At 64.2% G+C, this 13,040-nt stretch carries 14 protein-coding genes; 6 read left to right on the top strand and 8 right to left on the bottom strand.

Features of this window, described 5'->3' with window-relative positions:
- Window positions 1-61: 61 nt before the first annotated feature.
- The 5 genes from ppa to YU3_RS0126930 all read right to left on the bottom strand — a co-directional run bounded on the left by ppa (window position 62) and on the right by YU3_RS0126930 (window position 3,656).
- Entirely contained in the window at window positions 62-595 is a 534-nt protein-coding gene (ppa, locus tag YU3_RS0126910) for an inorganic diphosphatase (protein WP_027169118.1), read from the bottom strand.
- A gap of 140 nt (window positions 596-735) precedes the next feature.
- The gene (locus YU3_RS0126915) at window positions 736-1,242 is read right to left on the bottom strand and encodes a GNAT family N-acetyltransferase (RefSeq protein WP_027169119.1); all 507 of its coding nucleotides are present in this window, start codon (window positions 1,240-1,242) and stop codon (window positions 736-738) included.
- A gap of 98 nt (window positions 1,243-1,340) precedes the next feature.
- Window positions 1,341-1,979 (bottom strand): TPM domain-containing protein, encoded by a 639-nt coding sequence (locus YU3_RS0126920; protein ID WP_027169120.1) that lies wholly within the window; start codon window positions 1,977-1,979, stop codon window positions 1,341-1,343.
- A gap of 6 nt (window positions 1,980-1,985) precedes the next feature.
- The gene (locus tag YU3_RS0126925; protein ID WP_245273677.1) at window positions 1,986-2,777 is read right to left on the bottom strand and encodes a YgcG family protein; all 792 of its coding nucleotides are present in this window, start codon (window positions 2,775-2,777) and stop codon (window positions 1,986-1,988) included.
- Between the two features lie 234 nt (window positions 2,778-3,011).
- Window positions 3,012-3,656 carry a LemA family protein gene (locus tag YU3_RS0126930; protein ID WP_027169122.1) on the bottom strand — a complete coding sequence of 215 codons (645 nt, stop codon included), beginning with the start codon at window positions 3,654-3,656 and terminating at the stop codon, window positions 3,012-3,014.
- A 242-nt stretch (window positions 3,657-3,898) separates the two neighbouring features.
- Here YU3_RS0126930 and YU3_RS0126935 point away from each other — a divergent pair, with 242 nt between their 5' ends.
- The 6 genes from YU3_RS0126935 (at window position 3,899) to YU3_RS0126960 (ending at window position 9,245) form a co-directional block, all read left to right on the top strand.
- Window positions 3,899-4,144 (top strand): hypothetical protein, encoded by a 246-nt coding sequence (locus YU3_RS0126935; RefSeq protein ID WP_027169123.1) that lies wholly within the window; start codon window positions 3,899-3,901, stop codon window positions 4,142-4,144.
- A gap of 12 nt (window positions 4,145-4,156) precedes the next feature.
- Entirely contained in the window at window positions 4,157-5,041 is an 885-nt protein-coding gene (pdxY, locus tag YU3_RS0126940) for a pyridoxal kinase PdxY (RefSeq protein ID WP_027169124.1), read from the top strand.
- Window positions 5,042-5,128: 87 nt separating this feature from the next.
- Window positions 5,129-5,905: a DUF429 domain-containing protein gene (locus YU3_RS0126945; RefSeq protein ID WP_027169125.1), complete on the top strand. Its 777-nt coding sequence runs from the start codon at window positions 5,129-5,131 to the stop codon at window positions 5,903-5,905.
- 131 nt (window positions 5,906-6,036) lie between these two features.
- Window positions 6,037-6,678 (top strand): carbonic anhydrase, encoded by a 642-nt coding sequence (locus YU3_RS0126950; protein ID WP_027169126.1) that lies wholly within the window; start codon window positions 6,037-6,039, stop codon window positions 6,676-6,678.
- 10 nt (window positions 6,679-6,688) lie between these two features.
- Window positions 6,689-7,105: a hypothetical protein gene (locus YU3_RS0126955; RefSeq protein WP_027169127.1), complete on the top strand. Its 417-nt coding sequence runs from the start codon at window positions 6,689-6,691 to the stop codon at window positions 7,103-7,105.
- 85 nt (window positions 7,106-7,190) lie between these two features.
- Window positions 7,191-9,245, top strand: coding sequence for a M3 family metallopeptidase (locus tag YU3_RS0126960; RefSeq protein ID WP_027169128.1), 2,055 nt, complete (start codon window positions 7,191-7,193; stop codon window positions 9,243-9,245).
- A gap of 117 nt (window positions 9,246-9,362) precedes the next feature.
- Here the strand turns inward: YU3_RS0126960 and YU3_RS0126965 are convergent, their stop codons facing one another.
- The 3 genes from YU3_RS0126965 to YU3_RS0126975 form a co-directional block, all read right to left on the bottom strand.
- Window positions 9,363-10,907 carry a M81 family metallopeptidase gene (locus tag YU3_RS0126965; RefSeq protein WP_027169129.1) on the bottom strand — a complete coding sequence of 515 codons (1,545 nt, stop codon included), beginning with the start codon at window positions 10,905-10,907 and terminating at the stop codon, window positions 9,363-9,365.
- Between the two features lie 81 nt (window positions 10,908-10,988).
- Window positions 10,989-11,813, bottom strand: a complete 825-nt coding sequence (locus YU3_RS0126970; RefSeq protein ID WP_027169130.1) for a carbohydrate ABC transporter permease — start codon at window positions 11,811-11,813, stop codon at window positions 10,989-10,991.
- Window positions 11,810-12,679: a sugar ABC transporter permease gene (locus YU3_RS0126975; RefSeq protein ID WP_027169131.1), complete on the bottom strand. Its 870-nt coding sequence runs from the start codon at window positions 12,677-12,679 to the stop codon at window positions 11,810-11,812. Before YU3_RS0126975 ends, YU3_RS0126970 begins: the two co-directional genes overlap by 4 nt.
- Window positions 12,680-13,040: the final 361 nt, after the last annotated feature.

Raw genomic sequence — 13,040 nt, forward strand, 5'->3', positions numbered from 1 at the left:
AACTTAACCGCTCACACTTTTCCTGGAATTGCTCTATTCCCGATAAGGCGAGAGCTCCGCGCTATTTAGCCGCCTTGGCCCGCGCGATCGCGTCGACGATCATCTTCTTGGCGTATTTGGAATCGTGCCAGCCCTCGATCTTGACCCATTTGCCGGGCTCGAGATCCTTGTAGTGCTCGAAGAAGTGCTGCACCTGCTGGCGGGTGATGTCGGGCAGTTGGGTGTATTCGGTGACGTTCTCGTAGCGCAGCGTCAGCTTCGGTGACGGCACGGCGATGATCTTTTCGTCCTGGCCGGCATTGTCTTCCATGATCAGCACGCCGATCGGCCGCACATTGATGACGCAGCCCGGTACCAGGGCGCGGGTGTTGCAGACCAGCACGTCGATCGGGTCGCCGTCGCCCGACAGCGTGTGCGGCACGAAGCCATAATTGCCGGGATAGCGCATCGAGGTGTGCAGGAAGCGGTCGACGAACAGCGTGCCGGCCTCCTTGTCCATCTCGTACTTGATCGGCTCGCCGCCGATCGGCACCTCGATGATGACGTTGACGTCGTCGGGCGGGTTCTTTCCGGTGGCTATCGCTTCGATACGCATGGCGTGATCCCTCTCTCGATTTTGGAAACCGATAGCGGGCGGCGCGCCATGGTGCAATGCGGCGAATAGCACTGAGCGCTAACGGAAGCGCACAGTTTGTGATGGGTTGTAACCTGATGGATATCGCCCGGGCGATCCGATCATTCCCAGACGAAGGCAACCTTCTTCAGCGCTCTCTGCTCGAAGATCTCGACGCCTTCGGCGATATCGCGGCCGCCATTGCCGGCATAGAAGGCCAAAGCGTTTTGGTTGTCTTCAAGCGCCCATACAACCATACCACGCAGGCCATGGTCGGCGAGCCGGGCCTTCGCCGCCTTGAACAGGCGGCTTCCGAGCCCGATGCCTTGATATTCGGGACGCAGATAGAGCTCGTAGATCTCGCCCTGCTGCCTGAGCTCGCGGGCTCGGTTCTTGCCGATCGTCGCATAGCCGGCGATGGTGCCGCCGATCTCGACCACCAGCACGGTGGCCGCTTTGCGGATAGCGTTGGCCCACCAGTCGGGGCCGCGACGGTTGATCATCGAGGTCAGCGTGCGGTGCGGGATGATGCCCGAATAGGCGCCACGCCACGCTTCCTGATGCACTTCGGCAATGGCGCTCGCGTCGCGCGGTTCGGCTTTGCGGATGTCGATGGTCAGCGTGTTCATGATTGGTTAACCATAAACCGACGTCGTGCGCTTGCAAAGAGTCCGGTATGGGCGGGCGGCGATTTCGCACAGGCGAAACTTGCGCGAGCGACAGCGGTTCAGATTTCGACGAGGTGATCGTCCAGCTCGTTGGTGTCGCCGGCGGTGACCGGGAAATGCTCGGCAAGCACCAAGCCGACCGTACCGATCGCCTTGACGAAGCCGTCTGCCAGCCGGTCGTCGCCGGCATGTTTGGTCAGGTCGCCCACAACGCCGTCCCAGACATGCTGGCCAACCTTGGTATTGATGCCTGCGTCGGCGACGACCTCGGCATAACGCTCGGCAATGGAGACGAAGACGAGCACGCCGGTGCGCGCCTGGGTGCGATGGACATTGCGCGCCAGGAACTGCTTCATCGCATTGGCGTGCGCCGCCTGGTAGCGCAGCCGTCTCGGCACGAAATGAATGCGCAGGCCCGGCCACAGCCGGAGCAGGACGAACACCGAGGCCAGCGCCAGCAACTGCGCCAGCACGAAATGCGGCAGGCGGATGGCCAGCCACCAGGCCTCCAGTCCGTACGCGACGGCGAGGCTGGCGATGAACAAGCCGATCGTCGCGGTGAACGCGGCCGGGAAGAAGTAGCCGTCGCTCGAATGGGCGACGACGCAGTAGATTTCGCCATCGGTCTTCAACTCGGCCGCACGGATCGCCTCGGCGATGCGGTCATGATCCTCGGCGCTGATCGATCGCGTTGCCATGATGCCTCACCAGCTTCCCGAAGAGCCGCCGCCGCCCGACGAGCCGCCGCCGCCGGAAAACCCGCCACCGCCGCCGCCCGAGGACCAGCCTCCACCGCCACCCGACGACCAGCCGCCACTTGACGAGGAGGATCGCCGTCCAGGCTCGAAGGTCATGCCGAGCCAGCGATAGCGGCCGGGTCCGAGCTTCTGGCCGAAGATCGGCGGCAGCACCGTCATCGCGATGCCCCCGAAGAAGATCAGCGCCCAGATGGTGATGAAGATGGCGAAGAAGAGGTCATCGGAGTTGAATGGCGCCTGCTCGTTTCGCTTGCCGCGCGCCTCCAGCTCCTCCGGATTGCCCTCCAGCACCATGATCATGTCGTCGACGGCCTTGGTGATGCCGCCGGAGAAATCGCCGGCGCGGAAAGCCGGCACCATGTCGTTCTCGATGATCAACTTGGTGTGCAGGTCGGTCAGCGTGCCTTCCAGCCCGTAGCCGACCTCGATGCGCATCTTGCGGTCGTTGGGCGCGACCAAGAGCAGCGCGCCGTTGTTTTCCTTGGCCTGGCCGAGCTTCCAGAAGCGGAACAGCCGGTTGGCGTAAGGCTCGATCTCCTCGCCGCCGAGGCTGGGAATAGTGGCGACCACGATCTGGTCCGAGCCCTTGGTCTCGAAGTCCGCGAGTTTCCGGGTCAGCGCGGCTCTGGTGCTTGCGTCGATGATGCCGGCATTGTCGACGACGCGGCCGGTGAGGGCGGGCAGATCGGCCGCGAGCGCGGCGAGGGGGAGAAAAATTAGGCTGGCAAGAAGGCCCAGAACGGAGAGGTAGGTGCGAGGCGCCCCCCTCTGTCCTGCCGGACATCTCCCCCTCAAGTGGGGAGATTGGCAGCTTCCTTGCCTGTCCTCACTTTGAGAGGTTGAAAATTGGCGAAAGCCTGGACCACGGCTGATCTCCCCCCTTGAGGGGGAGATGTCCGGAAGGACAGAGGGGGGTGTTTGCACGCCAGCAGTCCGTCTTTTCGCAAGATGCATTCCGACGACAGCCGACGCTCACCCGCCCTGCTTCGTGCTCGTGCCGAAATCGACCTTCGGCACCTGCAGCTTGTCCTCTTCGACGGTGAAGTTCGCGAACGGCTCGTTGCCGCGGAACCAGAAGGTCGCCCACAGCACCGACGGGAAGGTCTTCAGCGTCAGATTGTAGTCCCTGACAGCCTGGATGTAGTCGCGGCGGGAGACGGCGATACGGTTCTCGGTGCCTTCGAGCTGCGCTTGCAGCGCCAGGAAGTTCTGGTTCGCCTTGAGGTCGGGGTAGGCTTCCGACACCGCGATCAGCCGCGACAGCGCGCTGGTCAGGCCGGCCTGGGCATCCTGGAACTTCTTCAGCGCCTCCGGGTCCTTCAGCGTATCGGGCGTCACCGTGATCTGCGTTGCCTTGGCGCGCGCCTGGACGACCGCGTCGAGCGTATCCTTCTCATGCGAGGCATAGCCCTTGACCGTCTCGACCAGGTTCGGAATCAGGTCGGCGCGGCGCTGATACTGGTTGAGCACCTCGCTCCAGGCCGCCCTGGCGTTCTCCTCCGCCGTCGGAATGGTGTTGTAGCCGCAACCGGCAAGCAGCGGCAGCACGAAAGCCATCATCAGGAAGGCGGGCAGGGTGCGGAAGGAGGAGCGTGGTGAGAGGCGCTCGGCAATCATGATTGGTCCCTCGACAGTAAGTTGCAGGCGAAGCATTACCACAATCCGCGTGTAAGAAAATGTCTGGCTCATGACGCTGGTTCTGGTTCAGCCGTGAGCCACTGTGAATAGCCGTCCAGACAGGATTCCATCTTTTTGTTTGACGCAATTCCGGTCGGAAGGTTACGGCGAAGACGCCGAACTTAACCGCTCACACTTTTCCTGGAATTGCTCTAAGGTTCGGGCCGGAAAGGGCAATTGCCATGGCGGAGCGCCGCGACGACGAGACCGAATCGCGCCGTATCCTCGAACGCGTGGAGCGCGAGACGGCGCCGGGCGGCGCGTCGTTCATCGCCCGCACGGCGAAGGACGCACACTACCATGCAACCGCCGCAGACCGCGCCGATCCTATCGAATATTGGGGAACCCGCATTGGCCGAACGCTCGGCTTCTTCATCGCCATTGGGCTATTGGTCTGGCTGGTGTATGCCGTCACGCGTGGCGGCTAGGATTCGAATCTCATGAGCGCAGAAAAACCCGACGCGCCGGGCGCGGTCATCGTCATCTCCAGCCATGTCGCCCGTGGCTCGGTCGGCAACCGCGCCGCCGTCTTCGCGCTGGAGACGCTGGGCTTCCCGGTATGGGCGGTGCCGACCGTCATCCTGCCTTGGCATCCGGGCCACAGCCGGGCCACGCGCATCGTGCCGCCGCTCGATCAGTTCAAGGCGCTGATGGCCGATCTCGAGCGCGCGCCGTGGCTGGGCGAGGTGCGGGCCGTGCTTTCAGGCTATCTCGGCGAGGCCGGCCAGGCCGAGGCGGTCGCCTCGCTGGTTGCCGCCGTCAAGGATAAGACGCCGAATGCGCTTTACGTCTGCGATCCGGTGATGGGCGATTCCGGCGGGCTCTACGTGCCGGAGCCGACAGCCGCCGCCATGCGCGACAAATTGATGCCGATCGCCGATATCGCGACGCCCAACCGCTATGAGCTGGAATGGATGGCGGGCGCGCCGTTGCCCGACATCAAGGCGGTGACGGCGGCGGCGCTTCATGCCGGCCCGTCCACCATGCTGGTAACTTCGGCGCCCGCGATGATGGCGGGCGGCACCGGCAATTTCCTGCTCGACGGCAGTCAGGCGCTGCTTGCCGAGCATCGTGTGATCGAGAAGCCGCCGAACGGGCTCGGCGACCTGACGGCCGCCGTCTATCTGGCGCGCGTGCTTGCCGGCCAGCCGCCGATCAAGGCGCTGCAATCGACCACGGCCGCCGTCTACGAGATCCTCGCCCGCACCGCCAAGCGCGGCGGCGACGAGCTGCAGCTCGAAACCGACGCCCAGAGCCTGTCGCATCCCATGGCCATGGTGCAGCTGCGCCATCTGCTGCATCCCGGGCGGGACAAGCGGGCGTGACGCCAGGCGGCGCGCCAGAGCATTTTGCAGCCAGGTGGAATCACTTGGCGTCGCAGAAAATGCGTCTAAACAAACAGACAGAGCGGGATGCCAACTTCTACTAATCTGCATCCCGCTCTGGCCGGCGTCGACGGCTGCAAGGCCGGCTGGATCGCCGTCCATCGCGCCTTGGACACGCCGCCATCGGTCTCGGTCTTCCCGAGCTTCCAAGCGCTGCTCGACGCCCTGCCGGATGCCACAATCGCGGTCGACATGCCGATCGGCCTGCCGGATTTTTCGCAAAGAGGCGGCCGCGGACCGGAAGCGCTGGTGCGGCCGCTGCTCGGGGCGCGGCAATCGAGCGTTTTCGCCATTCCTTCGCGAGCGGCGCTCTACGCCGACACCAGTGACTTCACCACCATCGAGGCCTGGTATGCGGCGCATCGGCTGGCAAGCGCGGTGGCGATCGAGACCTCCGACCCACCGCGCGGCGTTTCCATTCAGGCCTTCGGCATTTTTTCGAAGATCCGCGAGATCGATTCCCTGCTGATCGCGCGGCCGGAATTGCGTCGCCGCGTCTTCGAATCGCATCCGGAAGTGGCGTTCTGCCGGCTGAATGGCGGCACGGCGATGGCGCTGCCGAAGAAGATCAAGGGTTCGGCCAATCCGGCCGGCATGGAGGAGCGCAAGGCGCTGCTGTGCCGGCATGGTTACGAGAAAGCCTTCCTCGACCAGGCGCCGCCACGAGGCGCGGCGAGCGACGACTTCCTCGACGCGGCGGCAATGATGCTGATCGCCGGACGTATCGCCGGCGGCGAGGCGCGGCCTTCGCCCGATCCGCCGCTGACCGACCGCTTCGGCATTCCAATCGCTATCTGGGCATAGTCGAGCGCGCATCGCGATTGCGACCGGGCGGTCCGCGATTCGGCATTGCCCGCAACCGGCTTTTGCCGTTAGAGCCTTTCCGAACGCAACGAGCTGCCGCCTCCAACCCCCCGGAAAGGCTTTAGCCGCCCATGCCCCACCTCCCCGAACATCTGCTGAACGGCTATCGCAACTTCATGAACGGCCGCTATCTCTCCGAAAGCGGACGCTACCGGTCGTTGGCGCGGGAGGGCCAAGCGCCGGAAACGATGATCGTTGCCTGCTGCGACTCCCGTTCGGCCCCGGAGGCGATCTTCGATGCCGGACCGGGCGAGCTCTTCGTGCTGCGCAATGTCGGCAATCTGGTGCCGCCCTATGCGCCGGACGGCGAGTATCACTCAACTTCGGCCGCGCTCGAATTCGCCGTGCAGAGCCTGAAGGTCAAGAATATCGTGGTCATGGGCCATGGCCGCTGCGGCGGCATCCGCGCCGCGCTCGACACCAATTTTGCGCCGCTGTCGCCCGGCGATTTCATCGGCAAATGGATGAGCCTGATCGCGCCCGCCGCCGAGACCGTGTCGTCCAGCACCTTCATGACGGCGACCGAGCGCCAGACGGCGCTGGAGCGAATTTCCGTCCGCTACTCGATCGCCAATCTGAGGACCTTCCCTTGTGTCTCCATCCTCGAAGGCAAGGGGCGGCTCTCACTCCACGGCGCCTGGTTCGACATCTCGACCGGCGAGCTTTGGGTGATGAACAAGGAGACCGGCGATTTCGAGCGGCCCGAGCTGTAATGGAGGGGCGATGAACCGGAGCTGGTGGAGGTTCATTCTCGCGGCGACGCTGCTTTTGTCCTTGATCGTCCGCGCCAGTGCCGATGACGGCGCCGTCATCGACCGCTGGTATTCGGCACTGCTGGTCGCCGACCGCACCGAGCTTGCCGAACTGCTTTCCGACGACGTGCGCTTGAAGCTCGACGACATCGGCGTCGTCCAGACCAAGCAGGACTTCATGGCCTCGATCGACGAATGGCAGGGCGCGGTCGCCGGCGCCGCGATCCGGCATCGCATCGAAATGAGCGAGGGCGGCCAGACCACCGTGCTCGCCTGCTACGATTTCCCCAACAACGACACGCTGATGCGCGAGACGTTCACCGTCGCCGGCGGGCGCATCACGGCCAGCACCCAGACCGCCGTCGCGCAGGACTGCAGCGGCTACTAAGCACGCAAACAGTTTGTTGCGCGATGTGCGGCATCGCCCTACATCCGGGGCAGCCCGTCTCCAAATCAGCCCACCGGAAGAGCCCATGCCATCCTCGAAAACCGTCGACCTCGCCGCCCATCCGCTGACGTTCTGGCAAGGGCCGCTCGGCCTGCCGGATTTCTCGCGCATCGGCGACAATGATTTCGGCCCGGTCTTCGATGCGGCTCTCGAGGCGCACCAGGCCGAGATCGACGCGATCGCCGGCAACAGCGAGGCGCCGACCGTCGAGAACACACTGGCCGCGCTCGAGCTTGCGGGTGAAGCGCTCGACCATGTCTCGTCGATCTTCTGGTGCCGCGCCGGGGCCCACACCAACGACACGATCCAGGCCATGGAGCGCGAGGTTTCGCCAAAGATGTCGCGGCATTTCTCGGCGATCTCGATGAACGAGAAGCTGTTTGCCCGCCTCGACGACCTCTACCAGCGCCGCGACAGCCTGAAGCTCGATGCCGAAACGCTGCGCGTGCTGGAAAAGACCTGGAAAGGCTTTGTCCGGTCGGGCGCGAAACTGGACGCCGAAGGCAAGAAGCGGCTTGCGACAATCAATGAGGAGCTTTCCTCGCTCGGCACCAAATTCGGCCAGAACGTGCTGGCCGACGAGCGCGACTGGGCGCTGTTCCTCGACGCAGCCGACCTCGTCGGCCTGCCGGACTTCCTGAAGAGCGCCATGGCCGAGGCGGCCGAGATGCGCGGCCAGAAGGGCCGCTACGCGGTGACGCTGTCGCGCTCGATCTACGAGCCGTTCTCGACCTTCTCGGAACGCCGCGACCTGCGCGAGACCGCTTTTCGCGCCTTCACCATGCGCGGCCAGAATGGCGGCGCCACGGATAACACTGACGTTGTGCGCGACATGCTGAAGCTGCGCGCCGAAAAGGCCAAGCTGCTCGGCTACGGCTCCTTCGCGGCGCTGAAGCTCGACGACACGATGGCGAAGACGCCGAAGGCGGTGCACGGCCTGCTCGATCCGGTCTGGGAAAAGGCACTGGAAAAGGCCGCAGCCGACCAGAAGCAGCTGGAGCGGCTGGCCGCGGAAGCTGGCAGCAACGAGAAATTCGCGGCCTGGGACTGGCGCTTCTACCAGGAGAAGCTGCGCGCCGAGAAATTCGCCTTCGACGAGGCCGAGCTGAAGCCATACCTGCAGCTCGAACGTGTCATCGAGGCCTGCTTCGATGTCGCCACGCGCCTGTTCGGCATCGGTTTCGAGGAGAAGAAGGGCATCGCCGCCTGGCATCCTGATGCCCGCGCATTCGTGGTCAAGAATGCCGATGGCAGCGAGCGCGGCCTGTTCCTGGCCGATTATTTCGCGCGGCCTTCAAAACGCTCCGGCGCCTGGATGAGCGCGCTGCGGTCCGGCTACAAGTTGGGCAACGGCGCCAAGCCGGTCATCTACAACATCATGAACTTCGCCAAGCCGCCGGCCGGCGAGGCAGCGCTTCTGTCGGTCGACGAGGCGAAGACGCTGTTCCACGAGTTCGGCCACGCACTGCACGGCATGCTGACCGACGTCACCTGGCCGTCGGTCTCGGGCACCTCGGTCAGTCGCGATTTCGTCGAACTGCCGTCACAGCTCTACGAGCACTGGCTGACGGTGCCGGCGGTGCTGGAAAAGCACGCGCTGCACGTCAAGACCGGCAAGCCGATGCCGAAAGCGCTGCTCGACAAGATGCTCGCCGCCCGCACCTTCGGCGCCGGCTTCGCCACGGTCGAGTTCACCGCCTCGGCGCTGATCGACATGGCCTATCACGCAAGGCCGGATGCACCGGCGGAGCCGCTTCGTTTCGAAGCCGAAACGCTCGAAAAGCTGCATATGCCCGACACCATCGCGATGCGTCACCGCACTCCGCATTTCGGCCATGTCTTCGCCGGCGACGGTTATTCAGCCGGCTATTATTCCTACATGTGGTCGGAAGTGCTCGACGCCGACGCCTTCGCCGCTTTCGAAGAAACGGGCGATGCCTTCAATCCTGAACTCGCTGAACGGCTGCGAAAGAACATCTACGCCGCCGGCGGCTCGAAGGACCCGGAAGAGCTTTACACGGCGTTCCGCGGCAAGATGCCGTCGCCCGAAGCGATGATGGTGAAGCGAGGGCTGGTGTGATTGGCTAATCTCCCCCCTTGTGGGGGAGATGGCCGGCAGGCCAGAGGGGGGCGCTGTCCCGCTGACGTCTCAGTCCATCATAGTCCCGCCGACACCGTTGGCTGGCCTTTTCCCAAGCTAAGCGAGGTCGCGATCCTTCGCGCCCCCCTCTGCCCTGCCGGGCATCTCCCCCACGAGGGGGGAGATTGGCAGTTTCCACGGATCCTTCACCCTCGGCCACACCGGCCGCGTCAGCTTCTTGTAATCGGTCACCGCCGGATTGCTCGGATAGGAACTCGGCGCCGCGACATAGATGATCTCGGCGGCGATCGGCGCGAAGCCGGCGTAGAAATGGTTGGTCGACTTGATCAGCAGGATCTCTTTCGACATCGGATCGATGCCGATGTTGGAAAAAATATCCGGCTCGAAGGTCTGGGTGCGGTTGGTGTTCAAGATGACGTCGACCTCCGTGCCCTCGATGCGCACCACCGCCGATGGCCCCAGCGTCACCCGGCTCGGCCCGAAGCTCTGCCAGCCTTCGCTGACCGCCTTCAGCACCGTGACGCGCGCGTCGATGGGCTCGCCGGCCTGCGGCCCGGCCTTGCCGCCGAAGCGCAGGTCGATGACAGCGCCTTCGCCAGCCGCATGGCAGAACGTCACGGCGATCGGATCCCAGATCGTCGCCACGCCGACCTTGTTCACGCCACGCTTAAGCAGCTCGCGCAGCACGGTGGTGCCGTCGCCCGGCACGCCGCCGCCTGGGTTGTCCCAGATGTCGGCGATCACCGCCGGCTTGTCCTTGCGCTCGGCGCGCACGGCAAGCGCCTGCTCTATGCCTGCCGAGGTGGACAGCATCGTCATCGCCGTCTTTTCGCGCAGCGCGTAGAGCTCGCGTCCCAGCTCCTGCGCAAGCTTGTCGCCTTTCGCCTTGTCGTTGTCGGTGACGACCAGGATGCGCGTGCCCATCTCCGGCACGTCGGCAGCCATGAAGCCATGGATGACCGAGACCGACAGCACGCCGTCCTTGCCATGCAGCGCCTTGATCTTGTCGACGAAGGAACGCATCGGCTCGCGGCTCGTCGGCAGCACCTGGATCATGCGGCAATCGAAGGTGGAAATCACCGGCTTGATCTCGCCGCGCGCCGCGGCGAGGCCGAGCTCGACGACGTGTTCGCCGCGCTCGTAGAAATCGGTGTGCGGGAATTCGAGGAAATAGGCCATGATATCGCAAGCTGCCACGCGCTTCGGCGTCAGGTGGCTGTGCGGATCGAATTCCGAGGCGATCACCACTTTCGGACCGACGATGGCGCGCACATGCTCCAACAGATCGCCTTCGCAATCGTCATAGCCCTGCGCCACCATGGCGCCGTGCAGGCCTAGGATGACGGCATCGACCGGCAGCGCTTCCCTCAGTTGGCCAAGAATCTCGTCGCGCAGCGCCTCATAGGTCTGCCGCTGCACGAGCCCGCCAGGCTCCGCCCAGGTGGCGGTGCCCTCGATGACTGTGAGCCCCTCCTTGGCCGCGCGCTTGCGCAGCGCCACGATCGGCGAGGAGCAGAGCGTCGGCGTCTCCGGATGTTTTCCCGGACCGGCATAGAAGGCCATCTCGAACGAGGCCCGGTCGGTCGGCACCGGCGAGAAGGTGTTGGTTTCCGTCGCCAGCGAGGCGGTGAAGATGCGCATGAACGCTCCGTAGTGGACTTTTGTTTTCGCAATTCCGGACGGCAACCCGCTGCACACTTTGCCTGGAATTGCTGGGGATTGCTATTTGACGGCCCCGAGCGCAAGGCCCCTGACAAGGTAGCGCTGCAGCCAGATGAACAGGATCGCCACGGGCAGGGTCGCCAGCAGCGTGGCCGCCATGACATGGTGCCATTCGATCGTATAGCGGCCGGCGACCAGCGAGAAAACCTGGATCGGCAGCGTATAGCTTTCCTGGCTGCGCAGCATGGTGAGCGCCACGACGAACTCGTTCCAGGCGTTGATGAAGGTGAAGATCGCCGTCACCGAAATCGCCGGCAGGCAGAGCGGCAGGAACACTTTGCGCAAAGTCAGCCAGCGGCCGGCGCCTTCCATCCAGGCGGCCTCCTCGAGGTCGCGCGGGATGGTGTCGAAATAGCTCTGCAGCATCCAGACCGTGAAGGCGACGTTGAAGGCCATGTAGATGAAGCCAAGCGCGGTCGTGCTCTCGACCAGCCCCCAGGCGGCCATCAGCCGAAATAATCCGAGCACCAGCACGATCGGCGAGATCATCTGCGAGATCAAAAGGAACTGGCGGAAGGCGCCATAGCCGGCAAAACGGAAGCGCGACATGGCGTAGGCCGCCGGCACCGAGATCAGGATCGCGCCGATGGTCGCCAGCGCCGAGACATAGAGCGAGTTGAGCAGCGCCTGGCCGAAGCCGGTCGCCACCCACATGTCGGCGAAATTCGACCAGCGGAATTCGCTCGGCCACCAGGTCGGGGTCAGCACTTCGGTGCGCGGCTTGACGGCGGTGAGGAGCATCACCGCAAAGGGGAAGATCGTCACCAAGATCAGCGGGGCAAGCAGCAGCCAGGCGATAATGGTGCGTTTCAGCTTGCCGTTCATGCCCGTTGCTCCCGCATGGCGAGGCGTACATAGATCATGGTGAAGACGAGCAGGATCGCGAACATCACCAGCGACACGGCGGACGCCTCGCCCAGCTTGCCGATGCGGAAGGCGAGCTTGTACAGATGCGTAACCAGTATGTCGGTCGAGTTCGCCGGCCCCCCTTGCGTCATCACCCAGATGATCGGGAAGGAGTTGAAGACATAGATGGTGTTGAGCACGATCGCGATGTTGATGAAGGGTTTCAGGAGCGGAAAGGTGATCTCGCGGAACTGCTGTAACGGCGTGGCGCCTTCGAGTGCTGCCGCCTCGTAAAGATCGTCGGGGATCGAGGACAGGCCGCCGAGGAAGATCGTGGTGGTGAAAGGCACCGTCACCAGGATGCCGATCAGCACCTGCATCGGGAAAGCGGTCTCGGCGCTCGCCAGCCACTGGATGTTCTGGCTGATCAGGCCGAGCTTCATCAGCGCCGAATTCAGCATGCCGCTCTCGCCGTTGAGCGCCCAGCGCCAGACCACCGCCGTCATGGTGAGCGACACCGCCCAGGGCAGCATGATGATGACGCGCGCAATTCCGCGGCCGTAGAAGTCGGTATTGAGGATGATTGCCACCGGGATCGACAAGAGCAGCGCGCCGCCGACCACCAGCACGGTCCATAGGCCGGTGCGCCAGAGGGCGGCCATGAAGTCCGGATCGGCGGCGAGCGCCGCGAAATTGGCCAGGCCGCTAAACTCGCGCAACTGGCCGAAGCGATTGACGTCATGCGTCGAAATCTGGATCAGGTCCCAGACCGGCCAGAAGATGACGATCGCCGCCAGGAACAGGCTGGGCAAGGTCAGCAGATAGGGCAGGATACGGCTTTGCATCGGCTGGTTTGTACCGCGTTGCGGGTGGAGATTGGATTGCGCTTAACAGATTGACTTGATCCCGGCTCGTTCTTCTCAGGACATTGCTTCAGGATTCCCTGCAATCGTCGGCGCCCCCCTCACCTGCCTGCCCGTCCTCCGCAGCAGTTGCGGAAGGGCCCTTCCTCTCCTCCGTCGATCGGGGGAGAGGTGTCGAGCGAAGCTCGACGGAGTGGGGGTCGACCCTTGGGCGCAAGGCGCAGCGTGCGTACGCCTAGTGCCCTTCATTTGTCCGTCACGGCGGTTGCCGGGTGGTTCCCCCACTCCGTCTCGGCTTCGCCGAGCCACCTCTCCCCCCTCTGGAGCAGGGCAATCGCATATA

The sequence above is a fragment of the Mesorhizobium sp. WSM3224 genome, assembly GCF_000427725.1.
Taxonomy (GTDB): Bacteria; Pseudomonadota; Alphaproteobacteria; order Rhizobiales; family Rhizobiaceae; genus Mesorhizobium.

Coding starts and splice junctions, on each gene's coding strand:
- ppa (WP_027169118.1), bottom strand. CDS start 595: ATGCGTATCGAAGCGATAGCCACCGGAAAGAACCCGCCCGACGACGTC.
- YU3_RS0126915 (WP_027169119.1), bottom strand. CDS start 1,242: ATGAACACGCTGACCATCGACATCCGCAAAGCCGAACCGCGCGACGCG.
- YU3_RS0126920 (WP_027169120.1), bottom strand. CDS start 1,979: ATGGCAACGCGATCGATCAGCGCCGAGGATCATGACCGCATCGCCGAG.
- YU3_RS0126930 (WP_027169122.1), bottom strand. CDS start 3,656: ATGATTGCCGAGCGCCTCTCACCACGCTCCTCCTTCCGCACCCTGCCC.
- YU3_RS0126935 (WP_027169123.1), top strand. CDS start 3,899: ATGGCGGAGCGCCGCGACGACGAGACCGAATCGCGCCGTATCCTCGAA.
- pdxY (WP_027169124.1), top strand. CDS start 4,157: ATGAGCGCAGAAAAACCCGACGCGCCGGGCGCGGTCATCGTCATCTCC.
- YU3_RS0126945 (WP_027169125.1), top strand. CDS start 5,129: ATGCCAACTTCTACTAATCTGCATCCCGCTCTGGCCGGCGTCGACGGC.
- YU3_RS0126950 (WP_027169126.1), top strand. CDS start 6,037: ATGCCCCACCTCCCCGAACATCTGCTGAACGGCTATCGCAACTTCATG.
- YU3_RS0126955 (WP_027169127.1), top strand. CDS start 6,689: ATGAACCGGAGCTGGTGGAGGTTCATTCTCGCGGCGACGCTGCTTTTG.
- YU3_RS0126960 (WP_027169128.1), top strand. CDS start 7,191: ATGCCATCCTCGAAAACCGTCGACCTCGCCGCCCATCCGCTGACGTTC.
- YU3_RS0126965 (WP_027169129.1), bottom strand. CDS start 10,907: ATGCGCATCTTCACCGCCTCGCTGGCGACGGAAACCAACACCTTCTCG.
- YU3_RS0126970 (WP_027169130.1), bottom strand. CDS start 11,813: ATGAACGGCAAGCTGAAACGCACCATTATCGCCTGGCTGCTGCTTGCC.
- YU3_RS0126975 (WP_027169131.1), bottom strand. CDS start 12,679: ATGCAAAGCCGTATCCTGCCCTATCTGCTGACCTTGCCCAGCCTGTTC.